This is a genomic window from Neotabrizicola shimadae, assembly GCF_019623905.1.
Lineage (GTDB): Bacteria > Pseudomonadota > Alphaproteobacteria > Rhodobacterales > Rhodobacteraceae > Neotabrizicola > Neotabrizicola shimadae.
This window is the reverse complement of sequence record NZ_CP069370.1, coordinates 2,553,165-2,577,143: the sequence shown is the minus strand read 5'-3', so window position 1 is coordinate 2,577,143 and position 23,979 is coordinate 2,553,165. Positions and strand designations below refer to the sequence as shown.

The window sequence follows — 23,979 nt, the reverse complement described above, 5'->3', positions numbered from 1 at the left end:
TGCAGCCGGTGACCGGCGGCCATCGGGCAAGCTGACGTCTCCCGCGTGCCCCGCTTCCGAGCAAAGCCGCACCAGCCGGGCCGCCCTTTGCTTTACTTCTGGAGCGGAATCCCTACTCTCGCCCGGATTATGAGCAGTCCGAAAAATGGCATGAAGCGGATCACGGCAGGCAGGGTCGGCATCGTCCAGGGCTCGCGGGTTCTGTTCTCCGACTTTGTGAACGGCGGCCCGATGTGGACGGGCGAGGGCGCGCGGGAATCGCGCTCGACCGTCTCCTTCTCCGAACCCTTCCTCGCACCCCCGGCCGTGACGACGACCATCTCGCTGTGGGATTTCGACAACGGCACCAACCTGCGCGCCGAGATTACGCCCGAACGTGTGACAGAGACCGGCTTCGATCTGGTGTTCCGCACCTGGGCCGACACCCGCGTCGCCCGCATCCGTGCCGACTGGACAGCTATCGGCCCCGTCCGCGACGAAGACGACTGGGATCTTGGCTGACCGGCCAAACGTTCAGTCCAAGTTAACGCGGCCAGGCAAGTCATTGATTTTGTTTGGTCCGACATGGCGTCCGAGCTCGGACGCTCAGTCCCTCTGGTACATGCCCTCATAGATCGGCACCAGGGTCTCGGTCTCGAACAGCGATGAGACCGAGGTGCCGTTCCAGATGTTCAGGATCGCCTGGGCAAACATCGGCGCCGTGGGCACGATCCGGATGTTGCGGGCCTCCTTCACCTTCTCGGTCGGCTCGATCGAGTCGGTGATGACCAGCGACTTCATCACCGAATTCTGCACCCGCTCCACCGCCGGCCCCGACAGGACGCCATGGGTGATGTAGGAGTGGACCTCCGTCGCCCCCGCCTCCATCAGCGTCTCCGCCGCCTTGCACAGCGTCCCGGCCGTGTCGCAGATATCGTCCACGATGATGCACTTGCGGCCCTTCACGTCGCCGATCACCGTCATGCCGGCGACTTCCCCAGCCTTCTCGCGCCGCTTGTCCACGATCGACAGCGGCGCATTGATCCGCTTCGCCAGCTCCCGCGCCCGCGCCACCCCGCCCACGTCGGGCGACACGATCATCACGTCCTGCAGCTGGCCCTTGAAATGATGCTCGATGTCCAGCGCGAAGATCGGGCTGGCATAAAGGTTGTCCACCGGAATGTCGAAAAACCCCTGGATCTGCGCCGCGTGCAGGTCCAGCGTCAGCACCCGGTCCACTCCCGCCTGGGTGATCAGGTTCGCCACCAGCTTGGCCGAAATCGGCGTGCGCGCCTTGGCGCGGCGGTCCTGTCGTGCATAGCCGAAGTAGGGGATCACCGCCGTGATCCGCGCCGCCGACGACCGGCGCAGCGCGTCGGTCATGATCAACAGCTCCATGAGGTTGTCGTTGGCCGGATTCGAGGTCGGCTGGATGACATACATGTCCTCGCCCCGGACATTTTCGTAGACCTCGACAAAGATCTCCTGATCGTTGAACCGCTCGACCCGGGCATCCACCAGCCCCACCTGCATCCCCCGGTGCATCGACATGCGCCGGGCGATGGATTTGGCCAAGGAAAGGTTGGCATTGCCGGAGATCAGCTTCGGCTCGGTGATGGCGGGCATGGCGCGGTTCCTGGCAGCAGGTCGACGGGCCCTCGCCCGGTGCGACGGATTCGTGACGTTGGCAACCGCTTATCACCGGGCTAGGGTCCGGGAAACCCATGGACGAAGATGAAGGACGGCATGACGCAGATCGACTACTACCTCGCCCCGCAATCGCCTTGGGTCTATCTTGCCGGCACGCGCCCGGCCGAGATTGCTGCGCGCCACGGTGCCCGCCTCGTCTACAAGCCACTGGACGCGGCCCAGCTGTTTCCTCGCACCGGCGGCAAGGTCCGGGCCGAGCGTCACCCCTCGCGCAACGAATACAGCCAGCAGGATCGGGCACGACAAGCCCGCAAGCTCGGCTTGAAGCTGGACCAGGCGCCGCTGTTCGGGGCGGCCAACCCCGCACCCGCCGCCTATGCCATCATCGCCGCGCAGGCTGCCGGTGGGGGCGATATCGCCGCGCTGGTGGCAGGCTTCGGCCGGGCTCTGTGGGCCGAGGGCCGCGACATCTCGGACGACGAGGTCATCCGCGCAACACTGCAGACCGCGGGCTTCGACCCGGCTGTCGCCGACCGCGGGCTTCTGATGGCGGCCGAGACCTATGCCGCCAATCTGGAAGATGCCGTTGCGCGCGGCGTGTTCGGCGTGCCCTTCTTCGTCGTGGGCGACCAGAAGTTCTGGGGCCAGGACCGACTGGACGATCTGGACCTGTTTCTGGCGGGGAAGTTGTAGTGCCCGAGGCGGTCTTCGCGGGACATCCGACCCATTGGCGGGTATTCGAGCGGGGCGGCGCGCGTCCGGTTCTGGCGCTGCATTGCTCGCTGGCGCACGGCGGCGCCTGGTCGGGGCTGTCGGCGGGGTTGTCCGGCGTCACGATCACCGCGCCCGACTTGCCCGGTCACGGACAATCGGCCGGCTGGGACAGCCACAGCGACCTGCACACCCTGACCACCCGGATCGCGGCCGAAATGGCCGCCATGCTGGGGCAGGGGCGGCCGGTGGATGTGATGGGCCATTCCTTCGGTGGCACCGTCGCCCTGCGGCTGGCGCTGGAACGGCCCGACCTCGTGCGATCGGTGATTCTGTTCGAGCCCGTGCTCTTTGCCGCTGCCCGCGCTGCCGGGGCAGCCTGCTGGCCCGCCTTCATCGCGGAACACCAGGAGGTCGCGGCGCTTTACCGGTCGGGCCAGGCCGAGGCCGCGGCAATGCGGTTCCATTCCGTCTGGGGCGGCCGCGTCGGCTTTGACGACCTGCCGGAACGCCAGCAGCACTACATGATCGACCGCATCGGCCTGGTGATGGCGCAGGATGCCACGCTGGTCGCCGACAGCGCCGCGCTTCTGCGCGCCATGGGGCTGGAGACGCTGACCCAGCCGGTGCTTCTGGCCGAAGGCGCCGAAAGCCCGCCGGTCATCCCGGCGATCTGCGGTGAACTGGCCCGCCGTCTGCCGCTGGTGCGTCGCGTCACGGTGCCGGGGGCGGGGCACATGCTGCCCATCACCCACCCGGCCCAAGTCGCCCCGGCGGTCCAGGCCCACCTCGGCGCGTGCTGACCTCAGGCCCGGAGGTTGACTTTCCCGACCCCCGGCCCCATCAGACCCCCATGCTTGCCACCCTCCTTCAGGTCGCCCTTGGCGGGGCCATCGGCTCGTCGCTGCGCTATCTCTCCAATGTCGGAGCGATGCGGCTTCTGGGGCCAGGCTTTCCCTGGGCCACGCTTTTCGTGAACGTCGTCGGCTCTTTCGTGATGGGCGTCATCGTCGAGGCTATCGCGCAGCGTGGTGGTCAGGCCTATGCGCCCTTCCTGATGACCGGCATCCTGGGCGGCTTTACCACCTTCTCGGCCTTCTCGCTGGATACGATGGTCATCTGGGAACGCGGCGATCACGCCTTGGCGGTTCTCTATGTCGCGGCCTCGGTCGGCCTGTCCCTCGTGGCGATTGCGGTCGCCATGCACCTTTTCCGCGGAGCCCTGTCATGAGCGGCGTCAAGACCCTGACCGTATCCGAGGATGAGGGCGAACAGCGCCTCGACCGCTGGTTCAAACGGCGCTTCCCGCAGATCACCCAGGGCGCGGTCGAAAAGATGTGCCGCACCGGGCAGGTGCGCGTGGACGGAGCACGCGCCAAGGCGTCCGACCGCGTGGTTCCCGGCCAGACCATCCGCGTGCCCCCGCTGCCCGATGCCGAAGCGCCCTCGCGCCCGGTGATCGAAGGGGTCAGCAAGGCCGATGCCAAGATGATTCAGGATGCGGTCATCTATAAGGACGAACACATGATCGTCCTGAACAAGCCCGCCGGCCTGCCCAGCCAGGGCGGCTCGGGGCAGGGCACACGCCATGTCGATGGCCTGACCGAGGCGCTGAAATTCGGCTACAAGGACAGACCAAAACTGGTGCACCGGCTGGACAAGGATACCTCGGGCGTCCTGCTTCTTGCCCGCACCGACCGTGTGGCCCGCGCGCTGTCCGAGGCGCTGCGCCACCGCGAGGCGCGCAAGATCTATTGGGCCGTGGTCGCCGGTGTGCCGAACCCGAAGCAGGGATCCATCAAGTACGCGCTGATGAAGGCCCCCGGCGGCGGCAAGGGCGAGGGCGAGAAGATGCTGTGCATCCACCCCGCCAAGGTCGCCGACTATCCGGACGCCAAACGCGCCCAGACCGACTATTTCACGCTCTGGTTCCTGGGCAACCGCCTGTCCTGGATGGCTTTGGAGCCGGTGACGGGCCGCACCCACCAGTTGCGCGCCCATATGGCCGAAATCGGCCACCCGATCCTGGGCGACGGAAAATACGGCGGCTCGGCCTCGGAGAACGCGGGTGAGGGCTGGGGCGCGGGCATTGGCGGCGACCTTTCGCGCAAGCTGCATCTTCACGCCCGCTCGCTGACCGTCGAACATCCGATCACCAAGGCGCTTGTCACCTTCACCGCCCCCTTGCCGGACCATATGGCCAAGACCTGGAAGGTGCTGGACTGGAAGGAAGGCGACGTGCCGGCCGACCCCTTCGAGCATCGCAAATGACAGGCTGGGCCCCCAAGCGGTTCTGGAAGTCGGCCTCCGTCGTGCCGGCCGATGGCGGCTTCACGGTCCATCTCGACGGCCGCCCGGTGAAGACCCCGGCAAAGACGCCGCTCATCCTTCCAACGCAGGCGCTGGCTTTGGCGATTGCGGCGGAATGGGATGCGCAGGAGGGCGAGGTGAAGCCCGCCACCATGCCCATGACGCGCATGGCCAATTCCGCGCTGGTCAAGGTGCCCCCGGCCTTCGAGGCCGTGGTGGACGAGGTGGCCCGCTACGGCGGAACCGATCTTCTGTGCTATCGGGCCGATGCGCCCGAAACTCTGGTTCAGCGCCAGTCGCGGGACTGGACCCCTCTGCTGGACTGGGCGGCGCAACGCTTTGGCGCTCCGCTGCGGGTGACGTCGGGCGTGATCCCGGTCGACCAGCCCGCCGACTCGCTACAGCGCCTTCGCGCGGCCGTGGCGGAGCAGGATGCCTTTGGCCTCGTCGCGCTGCACGACCTTGTGGCCATCACCGGCTCGCTCGTGCTTGGCCTGGCCGTGGCCCAGGGGCGCCTGACCCCGGACGCGGCCTTCGACCTGTCGCGTCTGGACGAAGACTGGCAGGCCGAGCTTTGGGGTATCGATTCCGAAGCCGCCGAAACTGCTGCCGCGAAGCGCCGCGATCTGTCAGACGCTGCCCGATTCTTGGCCCTTTCCGCTGTTTGATAGGGCAGGCGGCCCTGCCAAAGCCGCGGGCAGATGCCTTTTTCTTGCGCAACGCCCCATAAACCAACGACTTTGAAGGCATCCGCCTGCGGGGCTTGACCTTTCAAACCGCATTGGAAGAAACTGGCCGACACTGAACGCGGACCAATGGCCCTGACGTTCACCGACCCGCGCCCTGGCGCGGACCGATAAACAGATCTGCGCATCATGCGCGGACACACAGGATGAGGTTACTCATGACGAAATCCGTACTCCTCGGGACGCTGGCAGCCACCGCGCTGATGGCCGGGGCTGCACATGCCCAGGCCACGCTGGAGGCTGTGAAGGCCCGCGGCGAGCTGATCTGCGGCTCGAACACCGGCCTGACCGGCTTCGGCAACCCGGACGCCAACGGCAACTGGGTGGGCTTCGACGTCGATCTCTGCCGCGCCGTCGCTGCTGCCGTTCTGGGCGACCCGACCAAGGTGAAGTTCGTGCCGACCACCGGCGAGACCCGCTTCACCGCGCTTCAGTCGGGCGAAGTGGACCTGCTGGTCCGTAACTCGACCTGGACGGCGTCGCGCGACAGCGAACTCGCGCTCGATTTCGTGGCGGTCAACTACTATGACGGCCAGGGCTTCATGGTGAAGAAGGACCTCGGCGTGTCCTCGGCCAAGGAACTGGACGGCGCCACCGTCTGCATCCAGACCGGCACCACGACCGAGCTGAACCTTGCCGACTTCTTCAAGCAGAACAACATCAGCTACCAGCCCGTCACTGTGGCCGACGACTCCGAAGCGCAGCGTCAGTTCCTGGCCGGCGCCTGCGACACCTACACCACCGATGCCTCGGGCCTGGCTGCCAGCCGCGCAACGATGCCGAACCCCGGCGACTACATCATCCTGCCCGAGATCATCTCGAAGGAACCGCTCGGCCCGGTGGTGCGCCATGGCGACAACAACTGGGGCGACATCGTCCGCTGGACCTTCTTCGCGCTGCTGATCGCCGAAGAGAAGGGCGTGACCAAGGCCAACATCGAAGAAGTCGCAACCTCGACCTCGGACGAGGAAGTGAAGCGCCTTCTCGGTGTGTCGGGTGACATGGGCGCCAAGTTCGGTCTGCCGAACGATGCCTTCAAGAAGGCCATCGCCGCCAACGGCAACTATGGCGAAATCTTCGCCGCCAACATCGGCGAAGGCACCTCGATCAACCTGGCCCGCGGCCTGAACGCGCTGTGGACCCAGGGCGGCCTGCAATACGCGGCCCCGTTCCGCTGAGGCTCGCATCCGGGGGCGCCTGACCAGGCGCCCCCCTCTTCTTTCTGAAGACCTGTCCAGAGGGGCGCCACGACCCCGATAACCCGGCCAACCGGGATCCTGGACGGAATACGGGGGTATCCATGGCTGTAGCCAGCGACGTGCCGAAGGAATCCTTTCGGCTCTCCATGCTCATCTACGACACGCGCTTCCGCTCGCTCACCATCCAGGTGGTCGTGCTGATCCTGTTTGCGCTGGCGGTGGCATGGCTTCTGAACAACACCGTCCAGAACCTCGCGATCCGCGGCAAGGAGTTCAATTACGCCTTCCTGTGGCAGCGCGCGGGCTATGACATCCAGCAGCAGCTGATCCCCTACACCAACGACAGCACGCATTTCCGCGCCCTTCTCGTCGGACTCCTGAACACGCTGGCCGTGGCGGTGGTCGGCTGTGTCCTGGCCACCATCCTTGGCATCTTCGTCGGCGTGATGCGCCTGTCGCACAACTGGCTGATCAGCCGGCTGATGACGGTCTATGTCGAGGTCTTCCGCAACGTGCCGGTCCTTCTGTGGATCCTGCTCGCCTATGTGATCCTGTCGGAAACCACGCCCGAACCCCGCGCCTTCCGCGTGACGGACGAGATGCTGGCCGCCGGTCAGGCCCCCGCGGCGCGCATGTGGCTGTGGGATACCGTTGCCGTCACCAACCGCGGCATGAACATCCCCGCCCCGGTATTCGACCGCCCGCTTGGCACGCTGGCGCTTGGCCCGCTCACGCTGAACCTGACGTTCCTTGCCCTTCTGGCGGTCATCGCCGCCTCGGTCTGGGTCAACCGCCGCCTCGTCGCCGCCGCCCGGCGCCAGCAGGAGGAAACCGGCGAACGCCCGGCGACCTGGTGGAAAAGCCTGCTCATCCTCTTCGTGCCCGCCATCGCGCTTCTGGCAGCACTCGGCTTCCACCTGGAAACCCCGGCACTGAAGGGCTTCAACTTCCAGGGCGGCATCCTCGTCGCCCATTCCTTCACCGCGCTCACCGTGGCGCTGACGCTCTATACCGCGGCCTTCATCGCGGAAATCGTGCGCGCCGGCATCATGGCCATCAGCCGCGGCCAGACCGAGGCCGCCTATGCCCTTGGCCTGCGGCCCGGCCGCACCATGCGCCTGGTGATCCTGCCCCAGGCGCTGCGCGTGATCGTGCCGCCGCTGATCAGCCAGTACCTGAACCTGACCAAGAACACCTCGCTCGGCATCGCCGTCAGCTACCTCGACCTGCGCGGCACGCTCGGCGGCATCACCCTCAACCAGACCGGGCGCGAGCTGGAATGCATGCTCCTGATGATGCTGATCTACCTGTCGATCAGCCTGATCATCTCGGGCGTGATGAACATCTACAACCGCTCCGTCCAGCTGAAGGCGCGCTGACATGGAAAGCAAGACGCCCTCCTTCGTCCGCAGCCAGATGCTGCCGCCGCAGCCGCCGCCCACCCGCGAATCCGGCGTGGTGAAATGGCTGCATGAGAACCTGTTCTCCTCCTGGCTGAACGGCATCCTCACCGTCGTCGGCCTGATCATCCTCGCGCTCATCATCAAGAGCGCGCTGCCCTGGTGGCTGAACGGCGTCTGGCACGCCTCCTCGCTGGGCGAATGCCGCGAGATCATCGCGGCCTCGGCAGGCGAAGGCGCGACCGGCGCCTGCTGGGCCGTGATCCGCGAACGCTGGCACCAGTTCATCTTCGGCTTCTACCCGCCGGCGCTGTGGTGGCGGCCCATCCTGGCCTTCGGACTTCTGTTCGTGGCCATCGGCCCCGTGCTCTATGCCGGGCAGAAGCGCGTCCTGACCACCATGATCGGCAGCGCCTTCCTGGGCCTCCTCATCACGCTCTGGCTCGCCTCGGCGCCCGCCATGGTGTTCGTCGGCCTCGTCGTGCTGCTTGGCGCGCTCGCCGCGCTGGCGCAGACCCGGCCCGGCGCTCTTCTGTGGTTCACCGCGGCCTTCCCGGCGCTCTGCTTCCTGCTGCTCTGGGGCGGGTCCTTCTGGACCCCGGTGATGGCAATGGCGGGCTTCGCCATCCTCGCTGTGGTCGCCCGGCTGCTGGCGGGTCGCGTTGGCGCCCCCGTCGCCGTCGGCCTTGGCATCGTGGCGGCAGTGATCTGGTGGCTCTATGTCAGCGGACCGGTGGCCGGGGCCTTCGCGTCCGTCGCCCCCCTGGGGCTGGAGCCGGTGAAATCCGACCAGTTCGGCGGCTTCCTCCTGGCCATCGTGATCGGCGTCACCGCCATCTCCTGCTCGCTGCCCGTGGGCATCCTGCTGGCGCTTGGCCGCCAGTCGAACATGTTCATCGTCAAGACGCTCTCGGTGGGCTTCATCGAGTTCATCCGCGGCGTGCCGCTGATCACGCTCCTGTTCACGGCCTCGCTGCTGTTGCAGTACTTCCTGCCGCCGAACACCCAGTTCGACATCATTCTGCGCGTCATCATCCTCGTCACCTTCTTCGCCGCCGCCTATCTGGCCGAGGTGATCCGCGGTGGTCTCGCCGCCCTCCCGCGCGGCCAGTACGAGGCGGCCGATGCGCTTGGCCTCGACTACTGGCAGGCGCAGCGGCTCATCATCATGCCGCAGGCGCTGAAGGTGTCGATCCCCGGCATCGTCTCCACCTTCATCGGTCTGTTCAAGGACACCACCCTCGTGGCCTTCGTGGGCCTGATGGACCCGCTGAAGGGCGTCACGCAGATCGTGCGCGCCGACATCAACTGGAAGGGCATCTACTGGGAGCCCTACATCTATGTCGGCGCGATCTTCTTCCTCATCTGCTTCGGCATGTCCCGGTACTCGATGTACCTGGAACGCAAGCTGAAGACCGACCATCGGTAAGGAGCCCCCATGTCCGAAGCCATCACCCGCAAGGTCGACCGCAGCCACATGCAGGTCAGCGACGAAGTCGCCGTCCAGATCTCCCGCATGAACAAGTGGTACGGCACCTTCCACGTCCTGCGCGACATCGACATGACGGTGCGCCGCGGCGAACGCATCGTCATCTGCGGCCCCTCGGGGTCGGGCAAGTCCACGCTGATCCGCTGCATCAACCGGCTGGAAGAACACCAGTCCGGCCAGATCGTCGTCGACGGCACCGAACTGACCAGCGACCTGAAGAACATCGACAAGGTGCGCTCCGAAGTCGGCATGGTGTTCCAGCACTTCAACCTGTTCCCGCACCTCACGATCCTGGAAAACTGCACGCTGGCGCCGATCTGGGTCCGCAAGATCCCCAAGCGCGAGGCGGAAGAGACCGCGATGCACTTCCTGCGCAAGGTCAAGATCCCGGAGCAGGCGAACAAGTATCCGGGCCAGTTGTCCGGCGGCCAGCAGCAGCGCGTCGCCATCGCCCGTTCGCTCTGCATGAAGCCGCGCATCATGCTGTTCGACGAACCCACCTCGGCGCTTGATCCGGAAATGATCAAGGAAGTGCTCGACACCATGATCGAGCTGGCCGAGGAAGGCATGACCATGCTCTGCGTCACGCACGAGATGGGTTTCGCTCAGGCCGTGGCGAACCGGGTCGTGTTCATGGACCAGGGCCAGATCGTCGAACAGAACGAGCCGAAGGAGTTCTTCTCGAACCCCAAGAGCGAACGCACCAAGCTGTTCCTCAGCCAGATCCTCGGGCACTGACCTTCGCGCGGCGGCCTCGCCCGGCGTCGCCGCCTGTCACGAGCGCCACCCTCCCCCCTCGTGGGGAGGGCAGGGGAGGGGGGCAGGACCGGCCCACAGGGCCCGTTGGCACTGTTGTGGCGGTCATGTCGGGCCAGGGCCATTTCCTTTCTGCCCCTGCCGCCCTAGATCAGTGTCATGCGACATCTCATCCCGTTTCTTCCCAAGCCGCCCGTCGTTCCCGTGATCCGCCTGCAGGGCGCCATCGGGGCTGGGCCACGTGCGCTGTCGGATGCAGCCCTTGCCCCGCTGATCGAACGCGCCTTCTCGCGCGGAAAGCCGGCGGCAGTGGCGCTGGCCATCAACTCCCCCGGCGGCTCGCCGGCGCAATCCTCGCTGATCGCGGCGCGCATCCGGCGCCTGGCCGATGAGAAGGGCATCCCCGTCCATGCCTTTGTCGAGGATGTGGCCGCCTCCGGCGGCTACTGGCTGGCCACAGCGGCCGACCGCATCTGGCTGGACGCCAGCTCCATCGTCGGTTCCATCGGCGTGATCCATGCCAGCTTCGGCTTCCCCGAGTTTCTGGCCCGCCATGGCATCGAGCGCCGGGTCGAAACCGCCGGCAAGTCGAAAAGCTTCGCCGATCCCTTCCGCCCGCAGACCGAGGAAGACCGTGCGCGCATCCACGCCTTGCTGTCACCCTTGCACGAAACCTTCATCGCCCAGGTGAAGGCGCGACGGGGCGCCCGGCTCAAGCCCGATGCAGACCTGTTCAACGCAGACATCTGGCTCGGCCAGGCCGGCGTGGATGTGGGTCTGGCCGATGGCCTTGGCCATCTGGTTCCCAAGATGCAGGAACTCTTCGGTCCCAAGGTGCGCCTCGTCCCCTTCGGCCAGCGCCGCAGCCTGGCGCAGCGGCTTGGGCTGGCCATGACAGACAGTCTGGGCGGTCTGGTCGAAGAGCGCGCCCTCTGGGCGCGCTACGGCCTCTGACATGCTGGTGAAGGTTGTCCTCCTCTTTCTCCTCGCCATGGCCCTGATGGCGATGGTGGCCAACCTCCTGTTCCCTGGCCGGCTGAAGAAGCGCTTCCTGCCCGGCCGCTGCGCCAAATGCGGCCGCCCGAAGATCGGCACCGGACCCTGTCCCTGCGAGACGCGGAGGATCAAGTGACACAACGCGCTCTCGTGACCGGCGGCGCCCGCCGCATCGGCCGCGCCATCGCCCTTTATCTGGCTGGGCGGGGCTTCGACGTGGCCGTGCACTATTCCGGCAGTGCCGCCGAGGCCGCCGATACCGTGGCCGAGATCCAGGCCCTCGGCCGGCGTGCCGTGGCGCTGCAGGCCGACCTCCTGGACGAGGCGCAGGTGCAGCCGCTGGTCGCCCGCGCAGCCGAGGCGCTGGAAGGGTCGCTGACGGTCCTTGTGAACAACGCTTCCATTTTCGAATACGACAACCTCGCTTCCGCCACCCGCACCAGCTGGGACAGGCACATGGAATCGAACCTGCGCGCCCCCTTCGTGCTGACCCAGCATGTCGCCGCCCAGGCGCCGGACCCGGTGCCGGACCATGCGGGCGAGCCGGTGGCGCAGGCGCTGGTGGTGAACATGATCGACCAGCGCGTGCTGAAACCTACGCCCGAGTTTATGACCTACTCGCTCGCCAAGATGGGCCTCTGGGCCCTGACCCGCACCGCCGCGCAGGCGCTCGCGCCTCGAGTCCGGGTCAACGCCATCGGCCCTGGACCCACCCTGCGAGGCGGCCGCCAGTCCGAAGACCACTTCGCCCGACAGCGCGCCTCCACCATCCTGGCCCGCGGCTCCAACCCCTCGGACATCACTGCCGCCGTTGGGTTTTTCCTCGATTCGCCCTCGGTCACGGGCCAGCTCATCTGCACCGACGGGGGCCAGCACCTGGCCTGGAAGACACCGGATGTCCTGGGCGTGGAGTGACGCCGCGGCAGACCCGCGGCCACTTGTCCACTTGCGGCCCGCAAGTCATGGGACTGTCACGGAATCTTGAGAATTTTCAAACATTTGCCCGACCCTCAAGATTTATCGTAGCTTTATCATGCGGTTATGATTTTGCCTAAAAATTGTGCGGGCCGATGAGGTGGGCCGAAAACAAGGAAAAATGCCCACTCCCGGAAAGTTTCCCGCAGAGTTATCCCCAGAAACCGTGGACAGCTTTCTGCTTGCGCAACCCGGTCCACCGTTGCAGCCAAGGACCAGAATCGATGAATCCTCCGGGGGGTCGACCGTGACCGAAGACAGGCCCGACAGCACTGCAACCGCCTCGGGGCACGAGGTCATCCAGGGCTACCTGAAGTCCCTCGACGGCTCGCCCGGCGTCTACCGGATGCTCAATGCCAAGGGCGAGGTGCTCTATGTCGGCAAGGCGCGCAACCTGAAGGCGCGGGTGTCCAACTACGCCCGCCCAACGGGCCATTCCGCCCGCATCGCCCGCATGATCTTCGAGACCGTCTCGATGATGTTCCTGACCACGCGCACCGAGACCGAGGCGCTGCTTCTGGAACAGAACCTCATCAAGCAGCTGAAGCCGCGCTACAACGTGCTTCTGCGCGACGACAAGAGCTTCCCCAACATCCTGATCGGCGGCGAGCATCCCTTCCCCCAGATCAAGAAGCATCGCGGCGCGAAGAAAGAGAAGGGCTCCTACTTCGGCCCCTTCGCCAGCGCAGGCGCCGTGACCCGCACGCTGAACCAGTTGCAGAAGGTGTTCCTGCTGCGCAACTGCACCGATTCCATGTTTGCCAGCCGCACGCGCCCCTGCCTGCAATTCCAGATCAAGCGCTGCTCGGCCCCCTGCGTCGGCAAGATCGACGAGGCCGGCTATGCCGAACTGGTCAAGGATGCCGAGCTGTTCCTGTCCGGCAAGACCACCGCCGTCCAGGCCGACCTCGCCGCCGAGATGGCCCGCGCCTCCGAAGCGATGGAGTTCGAACGCGCCGCGGCCTTGCGTGACCGCATCCGCGCGCTGACGCAGGTGCAGTCCTCCCAGGGCATCAACCCGCGCGGCGTGGACGAGGCCGACGTGGTGGCCCTGCATGTGGAAGGCGGGCAGGCCTGCGTGCAGGTCTTCTTCATCCGCGCCCACCAAAGCTGGGGCAACCGTGACTTCTACCCCAAGACCGGGGCGGGGGCCGACGAGCCCGAGATCATGGAAGCCTTCCTCAGCCAGTTCTACGACGACAAGGACCCGCCCCGCCTCATCCTGCTGTCGCATCCCGTGGAGAACGAGGATCTGGTGGCCCAGCTTCTGGCCGACCGCGCGGGCCGCAAGGTCGAACTTGCCGTGCCGCAGCGCGGTGAAAAGGCCGAGCTTGTGGAAAACGCCGCCCGCAACGCCCGAGAAAGCCTGGCGCGCCGGATGGCCGAAAGCTCCACCCAGAACAAATTGCTGGCGGGCCTGGCCGAAGCCTTCGACCTCGATGCCCCGCCGCAGAGGATCGAGATCTACGACAACAGCCACATCCAGGGCACCAACGCCGTGGGCGGCATGGTGGTGGCCGGGCCGGAAGGCTTTCTGAAATCCCAGTACCGCAAGTTCAACATCAAGGGCGAGGCCGGCGCGCAGGGCGACGACTTCGGCATGATGAAAGAGGTGCTGACCCGCCGCTTCGAGCGCCTGTTGAAAGAAGACCCCGAACGCAAGTCCGATGCCTGGCCCGATCTGTTGCTCATCGACGGCGGTCAGGGCCAGGTTTCGGCAGTGGGCGAAATCCTCGCCGAGCTTGGCGTGGACGACGTGCCCTTTGTCGGCGTGGCCAAGGGCATCGACCGAGACGCAGGGAAAGAGGAGTTCCACCGCCTGGGCGAGCCCCCCTTCGCCCTGCCGCGCAACGACCCGGTGCTCTACTTCGTGCAGCGCCTGCGCGACGAGGCGCACCGCTGGGCCATCGGCGCGCACCGCGCCAAGCGGGCGAAGGCCACCACCGTCACCACGCTGGACGACATCCCCGGCGTGGGCAGCACCCGCAAGCGCGCGCTGCTGGCCCATTTCGGCAGCGCCAAGGCCGTCAGCCGGGCAGGGGTCGAGGATCTGAAGGCCGTGGACGGCATCTCGGAAACGCTGGCCCAGGCGATCCACGACTTCTACCACGAAAGGTCATAGTCGCGGGCGGCGCCCGAAGCGCAGGGCCACGGGGCTTCGGGCCCCCTCCCCCCTGTGGGGAGGGGTAGGGGAGGGGGCCTCGGTGTCCGATTCTCCGGGGGCAGAAGAACTGCCCGCCCCCCCATTCGCCCTCCGGCCGCAGTTGCCCCACCGCTCCGGCCCCTGTAGGAAGCCGCCATGGAACCGCTCGTCGATACCGTGATCGAGGATGATCGCTGGCTGGCCTTCGGGCTTGAGGCCCGCGCCGAAAGCGCGGCCCGCGCCACGCTGGCCGGGCTCGGGCTCGACCCCGCGGGCTTCCAGATCGTCGTCATGGGCTGCGACGATGCCCGGATTGCCAGCCTCAACGCCGATTTCCGCGGCAAGCCCCAGCCCACCAACGTGCTCAGCTGGCCGGCCGAGGATCTCTCGCCAGACGAACCGGGCGGCGATCCGCTGCCGCCCGAACCGGGCGAAGCCGATGACCCCGAATCGCTTGGCGACATCGCCATCGCCTGGGAAACCTGCGAACGCGAGGCGGCGGAACAGGGCAAGGCCATGGCCGACCACGTCACCCATCTTCTGGTGCATGGCGTGCTGCATCTTCTGGGTCACGACCACATCGAAGAGGCGGATGCCGAAAGGATGGAGTCGATCGAGGTTCGCGTACTTGCAACCCTGGGGATCGCGGACCCATACTAGGGCAGTCCCGCCAGACGGGGCGCATCGGATCAAGGACAGATGGGTAGTCAGAACGATGGGATGCCGGCGGACCAGCCGCAGGACATCTCCGAGAGTCCCGAGGAATCGCAGCGACGCGGGCTCCTCGGCCGGTTGTTAAGCGCATTTTCACCGGCAGAGCCGTCTCCGGCCGAAGGTTCGGGCACCGCGGCCGCGCCGGCCGCCGCGGCTCCGCACGGTCTTGTCAACCTGCGCAAGCTGCGTGTCGATGACGTGGCCATCCCCAAGGTGGAAATCGCCGCCGTGCCCATCGACATCGGCAAGGACGAACTGGTCGAAGTGTTCCGAACTCACGGCTTTTCGCGACTGCCGGTCTACAAGGGCACGCTCGACCATCCGCAGGGCCTCGTGCTTCTCAAGGATCTGGCGCTGCAATTCGGTTTCGGCACCACGGGCCGCTTCTCGCTGAAGAAGCTCCTGCGCCCCGTGCTTTATGCCCCGCCCTCGATGCCCGTGGGCGTCCTGCTGCAAAAGATGCAGCGCGAACGGGTCCACATGGCGCTGGTGATCGACGAATACGGCGGGGTCGATGGCCTTGTCACGATAGAGGACCTGATCGAAACCGTCATCGGCGAGATCGAGGACGAACACGACGAGGACGAGGGCGCGCTCTGGAAAGAGGAAAAGCCAGGCGTCTATCTCGTCCAGTCCACCGCCCCGCTGGAAGAGTTCGAACAGGCCATCGGCCTGACGCTGCGGTCGGGCGAGGAAGACGAGGACATCGACACCCTCGGCGGCCTTGTCTTCCTGCGCACCGGTCGCGTGCCGGCCAGGGGCGAGATCGTGCCGCATGAAAGCGGCGTTCAGTTCGAAGTGGTGGATGCCGATCCCCGCCGCATCAAGCGCCTGCGCGTTCGCCTGCCGGGGGCCGTGCCGCCGCCAGCGGAGCCCGCCGGGGCGTGAGGCTGCCCCGACGCCTTCCCGGCTGGCCGGGCGTCCGGCCTGTCGCACTCGCCGCCCTCTTTGGCGCGCTTGCAGCGGCCGGGCAGGCGCCGCTTGGCTGGTGGCCCGTCACGCTGGTCGCGCTGGCTGGCCTGATCCGGCTGGTTGCGCGGATGCCCGGCCCGGCCGCCGCGGCATGGATCGGCCTCATCGGTGGCGCGTGCCATTTCGCCGCCGCGATGACCTGGATCGTCGAGCCCTTCCTGGTGGACCCCGCGCGCCATGCGTGGATGATCCCCTTCGCCGTGGTCCTGCTCAACGCCGGGCTTGGCCTTTTCTGGGCCGGCGCCGCCGCAGCCTCTGCCCTGTCACGCCACCGCATCGCTGCCTTCGCCGTGGCGCTGGCCGTCGCCGAACTGGCGCGCGGCTATGTGCTGACGGGCTTTCCCTGGGCGTTGCCCGGCCATGTCTGGGTCGATACGCCTCTGGCCCAGACCGTGGCCCTCGCCGGCCCCTATGCCCTGACCCTCGCCACGCTTCTCGCCGCCGCAGCCCTTGCCACCCTGCGGCCCCTTCCGGCGGTCCTGGGCCTTGCCCTCTTGGCCGCGGGATGGGGCTGGGGCAGCTGGCGCCTCGCCGAGCCCGAACCGCCCGCGCCGGGCGTGACGATCCGCCTTGTGCAGCCCAATGCCGCGCAGGATCTGAAATGGGATCCCGACCTCGCCCGCGACCATTTCGAACGGCTCATCGCCAACACGGCCCTGCCGCCGCGGCCTGACCTCACGATCTGGCCCGAGACCGCGCTGCCCTATCTGATCGACGAAGGCTCGATGCTGCCCGACATCATCGCCGAGGCCGGGCAGGGCGCCCCGGTGCTGATCGGCTTCCAGCGCATCGAGGGCGACCGCGCCTGGAACAGCCTCGGCCTCGTCATGCCGGATGGCCAGATCGCCCTGACCTACGACAAGCACCACCTCGTGCCCTTCGGCGAATACATCCCCATGGGCGACCTGGCCTTCGACTGGTTCGGCATCCGCGCCTTCGCCTCGCAGGCCGGCGCGGGCTATTCCCCCGGCCCCGCCGCCGTCACGCTGGACCTCGGCCCGCGCCTCGGCCGCGCCCTGCCGCTCATCTGCTACGAGGCGGTGTTTCCCCAAAGCCTGCGCATCCCCGGCCCGCGCGCCTCGTGGATCATCCAGGCCACCAACGACGCCTGGTTCGGCACGCTCACCGGCCCCTGGCAGCATTTCGCCCAGGCCCGCTTCCGCGCCATCGAACAGGGCCTGCCGCTGGCCCGCGCCGCCAACACCGGCATCACCGCCATGGTGGACGCCCGCGGCCGCGTCACCGCCGAGCTGCCCTTCGCCACCGAAGGCCGGCTCGACGCCGCCCTCCCCGGCGCCCTGCCGCCGCCTCCCTACGCCCGCTGGGGCGAAACGCCCCTGCTTCTGGTGCTCGCCCTCCTCGCACTCTGGCTCTGGCGGCCCCGCCGCGCGAAGGCTTGACCTTTCCCGACACGCCCGTTAGCCGTTTGCGATCACGAACCGTCACAACGGCTTCCTGGCGTGGCGGGGATCATCCAACGGAGCGCTTTCCATGTCCCGCCTGAACTATGTCTTCACCTCCGAATCCGTTTCGGAGGGGCACCCCGACAAGGTGTGCGACCGCATCTCCGATGCGGTGCTCGACGCCTTCCTGACGGAAGAACCCAACGCCCGCGTCGCCTGCGAAACCTTCGCCACCACCAACCGCGTGGTCGTCGGCGGCGAGGTGGGGCTCTCCAGCAAGGAAAAGACGCACGAGATGATGGGCCGCATCGACGCCATCGTCCGCGATTGCGTCCGCGACATCGGCTACGAACAGAAGAAGTTCCACTGGGACAAAATCAAGGTCCACAACTACATCCATGAACAGTCCGCCCATATCGCGCAGGGCGTGGACCGCGACGGCGCGGGCGACCAGGGCATCATGTTCGGCTATGCCACGCGCGAGACGCCCGAGTTCATGCCGGCCCCCATCCAGTACGCCCATGCCATCCTGCGCCGCCTGGCCGAGGCCCGCAAATCCGGCGCCGAACCCACGCTCGGCCCCGATGCGAAAAGCCAGCTCACGCTGCGCTATGAAAACGGCAAGCCGGTCGAGGTCACTTCGCTCGTCCTTTCCACCCAGCACACCTCGAAGCGGCAGACCTCGAAGGTCATCCGCGGCATCGTGGAACCCTATATCCGCGAAATCCTGCCCGAAGGCTGGCTGACCAAGAAGACCGAATGGCACGTCAACCCGACCGGCACCTTCGTGATCGGCGGGCCAGACGGCGACGCGGGCCTGACCGGGCGCAAGATCATCGTCGACACCTACGGCGGCGCGGCCCCCCACGGCGGCGGCGCCTTCTCGGGCAAGGACCCGACCAAGGTGGACCGCTCCGCCGCCTATGCCGCGCGCTACCTGGCCAAGAACGTCGTTGCCGCCGGCCTCGCCGACCGCTGCACGCTTCAGGTCAGCTATGCCATCGGCGTGGCCAAGCCCCTGTCGATCTATGTCGACACGCACGGCACCGGCCAGGTGGACGAAGCGGCGATCGAAAAGGCGGTGGCCGAGGTCATGGACCTGACGCCGCGCGGCATCCGCACCCATCTGGGGCTGAACCGCCCGATCTACGCCCGCACCTCGGCCTACGGCCATTTCGGCCGCGCCCCCGAGGCCGACGGGGGCTTCTCCTGGGAACGCACCGACCTGGTCGAGGCGCTGAAGAAGGCGGTCTGACGCAGGTGCCGCGGGCGGGGGCATCGAGCCCCCGCCCGCGGCGCTGCCGCAAACTCATCCCCCGCGGCGCTGCCGCAAACTCATCCCCGGCGGCACCGAAAGGCGCCGCCGTTTGCGTGTCGTGGAACCGCTTCGGGGTTCTTCGCCCAAGGCGAAACTGACAAAAACGCGGCAGCTACAGACATCGTCTGCCGCCGCCACCCGTGGCGGGGCAGGGCGTCCGGGCGTATCGAAGGCGCATCATTCCCCGGAGACCCGCCATGCACCCCATGAGTCCCACCCAACTGCTTCTCATTGCCATCGTCGTCCTTGTCCTCTTCGGCAAGGGCAAGGTCGCCTCGCTGATGGGCGAAGTCGGCAAGGGCATTTCCAGCTTCAAATCCGCCATGAAGGACGGCGAAGCCCAGGCCGCCGCCGAAGCGGCGGCCCAGCAGGACCCCGGCCCGAAGGCCATCACGGACGAAACCTCGCGCCTCTGACGATCGAGCCCGACGCGCGCGGCCCTCCGGCTCAGGGCTTCAGGAAAGCCATGAGCCGGGCGCCCACCTGATCGGGCACTTCCCAGAACATGTTGTGCCCATAGCCCGGATAGGCCTGGTATTCAGCCGCCGGATAGGCGGCCTTCACCGCCTCCTGGCTGGCCGCATCGAAGAACCCGTCCTGGTCGCCCCAAAGGATCAGCGTGGGCGCCTTCACCATCGGCGCCACCTTGCCCAGATCCATCGCAGTCAGCCCGCGAAGCACACCCATCCAGGCGTCATGCGAGGTGGCGGCACTCTCCGCGCGCTCGCGGTCGATGAAGTCGGCAGGCACCGGGTTGGGGTTGTAGTACCAGTCCAGCATGAACTGGCTGTTCGGGTCGATCGGCTGGGGCAGGCCCGGCACATTGGCCCACAGCCATTCGGTCGGCGCCGCCGGCATCTCGACGGCGGTGGAGATCAGCACCAGCTGGTCCACCTTGTCGGGATGCCAGGCCGCAAGCGTGGCCGCCGTCACCGATCCCATGGAATGGCCCACGACATCGGCCTTGTCGATGTCCAGCGCCGTCATCAGCCCCGCAATATCCTCGGCCATCACGCCGGGATCATAGCAGCACGCCGGTGCGGCGCTGCCGCCGTGGCCGCGCTGGTCCACCATGATCAGCCGCCGTCCCTCCAGATGGGGCGCCAGCAAGGACCAGCTGCGGCTGTTGTCGGTATAACCATGCAGCAGGATCACCGGCTGGCCCTCGCTCGGCCCGGCTTCCACATAGGTCAGCATCTGGCCATCGGCTGTCGTCACGGATTTCCGCGCCGCAACCCAACCCTCCTGGTCAGGCAGTGCCGTATCCGCCGCCGCAGGCAGCACGCCCAGGGCCAGTACCGTGCACATCGAAAGGGTCCGCAGCCCCGCAAGCGCGGGCCGGGGCAGACGGACAGGGAGCATTCGGTCGGACATGGTTTCCTCCTGGGCAATTTCCCGATTGGGCCAGTCGGCCTGCCTCCTGTCAATCCGCACTGTGCGCCGGCCCTTCCACCCCCGCTGCGCCACGGCTACCCTCGCAGCGAACCGCAGGAGAGCCACCATGACCCGCCCCTTGCCAAAGTCCCGTGCCTGACATGGGCACCGGCGCACCTCCCGCCCGCTGGTCGCCCCTCATCGCCGAGATGATGGTGTCGGACTATCCCCGCGCCCGGGAGTTCTGGACATCGGTCCTTGGCTTCCACATCGCCTTCGAACGCCCGTCGCAGAAACTCGCCTGTCTGGAACACCCCGATGGCGCACAGGTCATGGTCTATGAGCGCGACGGCGACTGGGAGACCGGGCCGATGGAGCCGCCCTATGGCCGCGGCACCGTGGTGCAGGTTTTCGTGTCCGATGTGCGCTCGGTGGCCGCCCGCGTCCAGGCGGCCGGCCTGCCCTTCTATGTGCCTCTGCGCGAGAAGTGGCGTGACTGGGGCGACCGCCTGGGCGGCCAGCGCGAGTTTCTCGTGCAGGACCCGGACGGCTACCTTGTCATGGTCGCCGAACGCATCGGCGAACGCCCGCTGGATCAGGACGGGAACATCTCGACCTGAACCTCGCCGGTGCGTCCGAAGTAAAGAACCCGCCGTCCACAGAACGACACCAGATATCCCGCACAGCCCGCGGCCTTCACCCGCTCGCAGAACCCCACATAGGTGTAATCCGGCCCCCCGGCCTGCGTCGCCCGCACCGCGGCGGCAACCTCGGCGGCATCGAACCGCTCAGCGACCGCACCGCCATGGGTCGGCATCGCCAGATCGGCGCTGTCTCCATCGGGCAGGTAGTAGCTCGTTGTGTTGCGGCGATAGTCCACCAGATAGCCGTCGAATCCGGCGCCGATCAACATCCCCACGATCTTCGGGAAGGCCATGCTGCCGTCATGCGCGGCGTTCAGGCAGGTCTGGGCAATAGAAATCCGTTCCGCGTCCATGGCGCAGGTCCTTTCTCGGGTCAGGGTCAGGTCAGTGTGGGGTCAGTCCACCGGCGTCTCGGTCAGCCCGTGACGCTCGGCCATCTTCTCAATCAGCGCCCTCAGCGTGGCGCGCTCGTCTTCGCTCAGGACGGCGAAGAATTCCGTGTCGTTCGTGTCGGCCATCGCCGCCAGCAGGGGCACCAGCGCCGCGCCGGCCTCGGTCAGGCGCAGCACCTGCGCCCGCCCGTCCTGCGGATCGGACTGCCGCGCCACCAGCCCGCGCGCTTCCAGCCGGTCGGAGAGCTTGCTGATGGCGCCCTTGGTCATGCCCATCTCGCGCGCCAGGGCCGACGGCTGGCCCTTGCCCGCCAGCAGCAGGCGCAGCAGCACCCATTCCGCCACCGTCACGTCCTTGGCCTGAAGGCGGCGCGCAAAGCCGTTCGATACAGCATTCGACACCAGCCGCAGCCAGTAGCCCAGGTGATCCGTCAGGTCGGAGGTCATGCGACTCGGGTCCATTTGGTTTCCCTGGAAACTAACAAAAATGGTTTCCGCGTCAACCAAATTCGGGCGCGCGGCTCGCGCGGTCGCGGGCAATTCTTAAGTCCAAGTTAATTCGTAACCGCAAGTCATTGAAATCATTATGTGCGAAAAGCGTCCGAGCTCGGACGCCCCTCCGCCCCTGCCCCCGGCCTTGACCCCCACCCCGGCCCCGGCTAATCCCCCGGCGCCTTGAAAGGGTCGCCCATGTCCTCCGATCCCGCCCTCACCCACCGCAACTTCTATGGCCGCACCCATGGCAAGACCCTCCGGGCGGCGCAAAAGGCCTACCTGGCCGAGGACCTCGACCGCCTCAGCCTCAAGGGCGTGACACGGGACGAGAACCCCGAGCGCCGGCCGCTGGACCTCACCCCCTGGGGCGACGCCCCCCTCTGGCTCGAGATCGGCTTCGGCGGGGGCGAACACCTCGTCCACATGGGCGCCCTCAACCCCCAGACCCAGATCATCGGCGCCGAACCCTTCGTGAACGGCATCGCCATGCTCCTCGGCAAGATCCGGGCGGCGGGCCTTTCCAACCTCGCCCTCCACCCGGGCGACGTCCGCGACCTCTTCGACGTCCTGCCCGACGCCTGCCTGTCGAAGGCCTTCCTCAACTACCCCGATCCCTGGCCCAAGGCCCGCCACCACCGCCGCCGCTTCGTCACCCCCGAACACCTCCTCCCCCTCGCCCGCGCGATGAAGCCGGGCGCCGAGTTCCGCGTGGCCACCGACATCCCCGACTACGTCCGCCAGACGCTGGAGGAAGTCCCGCCCGCCGGCTTCGACCTGATCGACCAGGGCAGCACCCCCTGGTCCGACTGGCTCTCCACCCGTTACGAACAGAAAGCCCTGCGCGAGGGTCGCCCGCCGCACTACCTCACCTTCCGCCGGCGCTGACCCTGCTGCCCGTGGACGACCCGAAACGGGTGCGCTATCAGGCACCGACCTTTCTGCAGGAGTGCCCCATGTCCGGCCACGGCCAAGCCCGCCCGATGACCTCGCGCAAGTCCGGTGCCATCAAGGGGCTGGCCCTGATCCCCGGCGACAAGTCCATCAGCCACCGCGCGCTGATCTTCGGCGCCATGGCCGTGGGCGAGACGAAGATCACCGGACTCCTGGAAGGCCAGGACGTGCTGGACACCGCAAAGGCCATGCGGGCCTTCGGCGCCGAAGTGACGCGCCACGGCGAAGGCGCCTGGTCAGTTCATGGAGTTGGGGTCGGCGGCTTCCGCGAGCCCGAAGATGTGATCGACTGCGGCAACTCCGGCACCGGCGTCCGGCTCATCATGGGCACCATGGCCACCTCGCCGATCACTGCCACCTTCACCGGCGACGCGTCCTTGCGCAAACGCCCGATGGGCCGGGTCACCGATCCGCTCTCGATGTTCGGCACTCGCGCCTGGGGCCGCAAAGGCGGACGCCTTCCCATGACCGTCGTCGGCGCCGCCGATCCCGTGCCGGTCCGCTATGCGCTGCCGGTGGCATCGGCACAGGTGAAATCCGCGGTGCTGCTGGCGGGCCTGAACGCGCCCGGCGAGACCGTGGTGATCGAACGCGAGCCGACTCGCGACCACTCCGAACGGATGCTCGTGGGCTTCGGGGCGCGGCTTCATGTGGAGAAGGGCGCCGAAGGTCACATCATCACCCTGGCCGGACGGCCCGAGCTGAAGCCCCAGACCGTGGCGGTTCCGCGTGATCCCTCGTCCGCCGCCTTCCCGGTGGCTGCTGCGTTGATCGTGCCGGGGTCGGACATTTCCGTGCCTGGAGTCAGTCAAAACCTGACCCGGAATGGACTTTATCGAACCTTGGCCGAAATGGGCGCCGAGATCGAGTTCCTGAACCAGCGCGAGGAAGGCGGAGAGCCTGTGGCGGACCTTCGCGTACGCTTTTCCGACCGCCTCAAGGGCATCGAGGTGCCGCCCGACCGCGCCCCCTCGATGATCGACGAGTACCCGATCCTCTCGGTCATCGCCGCCTTTGCCGAAGGCACGACCGTGATGCGCGGGGTTAAGGAACTGCGTGTCAAGGAAAGCGATCGCATCGACGCAATGGCCCGCGGCTTGGAAGCCTGCGGTGTGCGCGTCGAGGAGGACGAGGACACGCTTATCGTTCATGGCATGGGTGCAGGCGGTGTGCCGGGTGGGGCGAGCTGCGCCGTCCATCTGGACCATCGGATCGCCATGAGTTTCCTGGTCTGCGGCCTCGCGGCACAGGCGCCGGTGACGGTGGACGACGCCACCCCCATCGCGACATCCTTCCCGCTGTTTGAAGGTCTGATGCGCGATCTTGGCGCTGAGTTGATCTGAACCCATTTGTCTACTTACG

26 protein-coding genes and 1 riboswitch are annotated in these 23,979 nt (G+C 67.1%); of the genes, 22 read left to right on the top strand and 4 right to left on the bottom strand.

All coding sequences use genetic code 11. The annotated features are described in order from the left end of the window. Positions 1–150: 150 nt before the first annotated feature. Positions 151–501, top strand: coding sequence for an H-type lectin domain-containing protein (locus tag JO391_RS12535; RefSeq protein WP_220660818.1), 351 nt, complete (start codon positions 151–153; stop codon positions 499–501). A gap of 84 nt (positions 502–585) precedes the next feature. Here the strand turns inward: JO391_RS12535 and JO391_RS12530 are convergent, their stop codons facing one another. Further along, complete coding sequence (locus tag JO391_RS12530; RefSeq protein ID WP_220660817.1) at positions 586–1,605, bottom strand: ribose-phosphate pyrophosphokinase; 1,020 nt, start codon at positions 1,603–1,605, stop codon at positions 586–588. A gap of 120 nt (positions 1,606–1,725) precedes the next feature. On the opposite strand from JO391_RS12530, the gene JO391_RS12525 reads away from it, so the two are divergent. From JO391_RS12525 to tatA, 18 genes are all read left to right on the top strand, one after another. Beyond that, entirely contained in the window at positions 1,726–2,322 is a 597-nt protein-coding gene (locus JO391_RS12525; protein ID WP_220660816.1) for a 2-hydroxychromene-2-carboxylate isomerase, read from the top strand. Continuing rightward, entirely contained in the window at positions 2,322–3,143 is an 822-nt protein-coding gene (locus tag JO391_RS12520) for an alpha/beta fold hydrolase (protein ID WP_220660815.1), read from the top strand. The genes JO391_RS12525 and JO391_RS12520 overlap by 1 nt, the downstream gene beginning before the upstream one ends. Positions 3,144–3,193: 50 nt before the next feature. Continuing rightward, on the top strand, positions 3,194–3,571 hold the full coding sequence (crcB, locus tag JO391_RS12515) for a fluoride efflux transporter CrcB (RefSeq protein ID WP_220660814.1): 378 nt from the start codon (positions 3,194–3,196) through the stop codon (positions 3,569–3,571). Then, a complete protein-coding gene (locus JO391_RS12510) occupies positions 3,568–4,611 on the top strand; it encodes an RluA family pseudouridine synthase (RefSeq protein ID WP_220660813.1) in 1,044 nt (347 codons plus the stop codon). Before crcB ends, JO391_RS12510 begins: the two co-directional genes overlap by 4 nt. After that, complete coding sequence (locus JO391_RS12505; protein WP_220660812.1) at positions 4,608–5,318, top strand: ATP12 family chaperone protein; 711 nt, start codon at positions 4,608–4,610, stop codon at positions 5,316–5,318. Before JO391_RS12510 ends, JO391_RS12505 begins: the two co-directional genes overlap by 4 nt. A gap of 236 nt (positions 5,319–5,554) precedes the next feature. Beyond that, positions 5,555–6,574, top strand: coding sequence for an amino acid ABC transporter substrate-binding protein (locus JO391_RS12500; protein WP_220660811.1), 1,020 nt, complete (start codon positions 5,555–5,557; stop codon positions 6,572–6,574). A 122-nt stretch (positions 6,575–6,696) separates the two neighbouring features. Further along, positions 6,697–7,974, top strand: coding sequence for an amino acid ABC transporter permease (locus JO391_RS12495; protein WP_220660810.1), 1,278 nt, complete (start codon positions 6,697–6,699; stop codon positions 7,972–7,974). Between the two features lies 1 nt (position 7,975). Next, a complete protein-coding gene (locus JO391_RS12490) occupies positions 7,976–9,424 on the top strand; it encodes an amino acid ABC transporter permease (protein WP_259444690.1) in 1,449 nt (482 codons plus the stop codon). A gap of 9 nt (positions 9,425–9,433) precedes the next feature. Further along, the gene (locus JO391_RS12485) at positions 9,434–10,222 is read left to right on the top strand and encodes an amino acid ABC transporter ATP-binding protein (RefSeq protein ID WP_310795035.1); all 789 of its coding nucleotides are present in this window, start codon (positions 9,434–9,436) and stop codon (positions 10,220–10,222) included. Positions 10,223–10,399: 177 nt separating this feature from the next. After that, positions 10,400–11,194 carry a S49 family peptidase gene (locus tag JO391_RS12480; RefSeq protein ID WP_220660809.1) on the top strand — a complete coding sequence of 265 codons (795 nt, stop codon included), beginning with the start codon at positions 10,400–10,402 and terminating at the stop codon, positions 11,192–11,194. Position 11,195: 1 nt separating this feature from the next. Then, positions 11,196–11,372 carry a hypothetical protein gene (locus tag JO391_RS12475; RefSeq protein ID WP_220660808.1) on the top strand — a complete coding sequence of 59 codons (177 nt, stop codon included), beginning with the start codon at positions 11,196–11,198 and terminating at the stop codon, positions 11,370–11,372. Beyond that, positions 11,369–12,151, top strand: coding sequence for an SDR family oxidoreductase (locus JO391_RS12470; RefSeq protein WP_259444689.1), 783 nt, complete (start codon positions 11,369–11,371; stop codon positions 12,149–12,151). The genes JO391_RS12475 and JO391_RS12470 overlap by 4 nt, the downstream gene beginning before the upstream one ends. 406 nt (positions 12,152–12,557) lie before the next feature. Further along, a complete protein-coding gene (uvrC, locus tag JO391_RS12465) occupies positions 12,558–14,333 on the top strand; it encodes an excinuclease ABC subunit UvrC (RefSeq protein WP_375155703.1) in 1,776 nt (591 codons plus the stop codon). A 177-nt stretch (positions 14,334–14,510) separates the two neighbouring features. Continuing rightward, complete coding sequence (gene ybeY / locus JO391_RS12460) at positions 14,511–15,014, top strand: rRNA maturation RNase YbeY (protein WP_220660805.1); 504 nt, start codon at positions 14,511–14,513, stop codon at positions 15,012–15,014. A gap of 60 nt (positions 15,015–15,074) precedes the next feature. Continuing rightward, complete coding sequence (locus JO391_RS12455) at positions 15,075–15,956, top strand: transporter associated domain-containing protein (RefSeq protein WP_259444687.1); 882 nt, start codon at positions 15,075–15,077, stop codon at positions 15,954–15,956. Continuing rightward, on the top strand, positions 15,953–17,440 hold the full coding sequence (gene lnt, locus JO391_RS12450; RefSeq protein ID WP_375155663.1) for an apolipoprotein N-acyltransferase: 1,488 nt from the start codon (positions 15,953–15,955) through the stop codon (positions 17,438–17,440). The genes JO391_RS12455 and lnt overlap by 4 nt, the downstream gene beginning before the upstream one ends. Positions 17,441–17,476: 36 nt before the next feature. Continuing rightward, a riboswitch (SAM-SAH riboswitch) is annotated at positions 17,477–17,525 on the top strand. A gap of 6 nt (positions 17,526–17,531) precedes the next feature. Further along, positions 17,532–18,698 (top strand): methionine adenosyltransferase, encoded by a 1,167-nt coding sequence (metK, locus tag JO391_RS12445; protein WP_220660803.1) that lies wholly within the window; start codon positions 17,532–17,534, stop codon positions 18,696–18,698. Between the two features lie 260 nt (positions 18,699–18,958). After that, on the top strand, positions 18,959–19,177 hold the full coding sequence (gene tatA, locus JO391_RS12440; RefSeq protein ID WP_220660802.1) for a twin-arginine translocase TatA/TatE family subunit: 219 nt from the start codon (positions 18,959–18,961) through the stop codon (positions 19,175–19,177). Between the two features lie 31 nt (positions 19,178–19,208). Here tatA and JO391_RS12435 read toward each other — a convergent pair whose 3' ends face one another. Continuing rightward, positions 19,209–20,135 carry an alpha/beta fold hydrolase gene (locus JO391_RS12435; protein WP_220660801.1) on the bottom strand — a complete coding sequence of 309 codons (927 nt, stop codon included), beginning with the start codon at positions 20,133–20,135 and terminating at the stop codon, positions 19,209–19,211. A 161-nt stretch (positions 20,136–20,296) separates the two neighbouring features. Here JO391_RS12435 and JO391_RS12430 point away from each other — a divergent pair, with 161 nt between their 5' ends. Beyond that, a complete protein-coding gene (locus JO391_RS12430; protein ID WP_220660800.1) occupies positions 20,297–20,755 on the top strand; it encodes a VOC family protein in 459 nt (152 codons plus the stop codon). Here JO391_RS12430 and JO391_RS12425 read toward each other — a convergent pair. Continuing rightward, positions 20,731–21,132 (bottom strand): DUF1398 domain-containing protein, encoded by a 402-nt coding sequence (locus tag JO391_RS12425; RefSeq protein WP_220660799.1) that lies wholly within the window; start codon positions 21,130–21,132, stop codon positions 20,731–20,733. The two genes, JO391_RS12430 and JO391_RS12425, sit on opposite strands and share 25 nt — an antisense overlap. A gap of 42 nt (positions 21,133–21,174) precedes the next feature. After that, the gene (locus JO391_RS12420; RefSeq protein WP_220660798.1) at positions 21,175–21,633 is read right to left on the bottom strand and encodes a MarR family winged helix-turn-helix transcriptional regulator; all 459 of its coding nucleotides are present in this window, start codon (positions 21,631–21,633) and stop codon (positions 21,175–21,177) included. Positions 21,634–21,861: 228 nt separating this feature from the next. On the opposite strand from JO391_RS12420, the gene trmB reads away from it, so the two are divergent. After that, positions 21,862–22,551 carry a tRNA (guanine(46)-N(7))-methyltransferase TrmB gene (trmB, locus tag JO391_RS12415; RefSeq protein WP_220660797.1) on the top strand — a complete coding sequence of 230 codons (690 nt, stop codon included), beginning with the start codon at positions 21,862–21,864 and terminating at the stop codon, positions 22,549–22,551. Positions 22,552–22,619: 68 nt separating this feature from the next. Then, positions 22,620–23,960 carry a 3-phosphoshikimate 1-carboxyvinyltransferase gene (aroA, locus tag JO391_RS12410; protein WP_220660796.1) on the top strand — a complete coding sequence of 447 codons (1,341 nt, stop codon included), beginning with the start codon at positions 22,620–22,622 and terminating at the stop codon, positions 23,958–23,960. The last annotated feature ends 19 nt before the right edge of the window (positions 23,961–23,979 follow it).

Excerpts from the sequence above, each read along its gene's own strand:
- JO391_RS12535 (WP_220660818.1), top strand. The coding sequence starts at position 151 with ATGAAGCGGATCACGGCAGGCAGGGTCGGCATCGTCCAGGGCTCGCGG.
- JO391_RS12530 (WP_220660817.1), bottom strand. The coding sequence starts at position 1,605 with ATGCCCGCCATCACCGAGCCGAAGCTGATCTCCGGCAATGCCAACCTT.
- JO391_RS12525 (WP_220660816.1), top strand. The coding sequence starts at position 1,726 with ATGACGCAGATCGACTACTACCTCGCCCCGCAATCGCCTTGGGTCTAT.
- crcB (WP_220660814.1), top strand. The coding sequence starts at position 3,194 with ATGCTTGCCACCCTCCTTCAGGTCGCCCTTGGCGGGGCCATCGGCTCG.
- JO391_RS12510 (WP_220660813.1), top strand. The coding sequence starts at position 3,568 with ATGAGCGGCGTCAAGACCCTGACCGTATCCGAGGATGAGGGCGAACAG.
- JO391_RS12505 (WP_220660812.1), top strand. The coding sequence starts at position 4,608 with ATGACAGGCTGGGCCCCCAAGCGGTTCTGGAAGTCGGCCTCCGTCGTG.
- JO391_RS12500 (WP_220660811.1), top strand. The coding sequence starts at position 5,555 with ATGACGAAATCCGTACTCCTCGGGACGCTGGCAGCCACCGCGCTGATG.
- JO391_RS12495 (WP_220660810.1), top strand. The coding sequence starts at position 6,697 with ATGGCTGTAGCCAGCGACGTGCCGAAGGAATCCTTTCGGCTCTCCATG.
- JO391_RS12490 (WP_259444690.1), top strand. The coding sequence starts at position 7,976 with ATGGAAAGCAAGACGCCCTCCTTCGTCCGCAGCCAGATGCTGCCGCCG.
- JO391_RS12485 (WP_310795035.1), top strand. The coding sequence starts at position 9,434 with ATGTCCGAAGCCATCACCCGCAAGGTCGACCGCAGCCACATGCAGGTC.
- JO391_RS12480 (WP_220660809.1), top strand. The coding sequence starts at position 10,400 with ATGCGACATCTCATCCCGTTTCTTCCCAAGCCGCCCGTCGTTCCCGTG.
- JO391_RS12475 (WP_220660808.1), top strand. The coding sequence starts at position 11,196 with ATGCTGGTGAAGGTTGTCCTCCTCTTTCTCCTCGCCATGGCCCTGATG.
- uvrC (WP_375155703.1), top strand. The coding sequence starts at position 12,558 with ATGCTCAATGCCAAGGGCGAGGTGCTCTATGTCGGCAAGGCGCGCAAC.
- ybeY (WP_220660805.1), top strand. The coding sequence starts at position 14,511 with ATGGAACCGCTCGTCGATACCGTGATCGAGGATGATCGCTGGCTGGCC.
- JO391_RS12455 (WP_259444687.1), top strand. The coding sequence starts at position 15,075 with ATGCCGGCGGACCAGCCGCAGGACATCTCCGAGAGTCCCGAGGAATCG.
- metK (WP_220660803.1), top strand. The coding sequence starts at position 17,532 with ATGTCCCGCCTGAACTATGTCTTCACCTCCGAATCCGTTTCGGAGGGG.
- tatA (WP_220660802.1), top strand. The coding sequence starts at position 18,959 with ATGCACCCCATGAGTCCCACCCAACTGCTTCTCATTGCCATCGTCGTC.
- JO391_RS12435 (WP_220660801.1), bottom strand. The coding sequence starts at position 20,135 with ATGTCCGACCGAATGCTCCCTGTCCGTCTGCCCCGGCCCGCGCTTGCG.
- JO391_RS12430 (WP_220660800.1), top strand. The coding sequence starts at position 20,297 with ATGGGCACCGGCGCACCTCCCGCCCGCTGGTCGCCCCTCATCGCCGAG.
- JO391_RS12425 (WP_220660799.1), bottom strand. The coding sequence starts at position 21,132 with ATGGACGCGGAACGGATTTCTATTGCCCAGACCTGCCTGAACGCCGCG.
- JO391_RS12420 (WP_220660798.1), bottom strand. The coding sequence starts at position 21,633 with ATGGACCCGAGTCGCATGACCTCCGACCTGACGGATCACCTGGGCTAC.
- trmB (WP_220660797.1), top strand. The coding sequence starts at position 21,862 with ATGTCCTCCGATCCCGCCCTCACCCACCGCAACTTCTATGGCCGCACC.
- aroA (WP_220660796.1), top strand. The coding sequence starts at position 22,620 with ATGTCCGGCCACGGCCAAGCCCGCCCGATGACCTCGCGCAAGTCCGGT.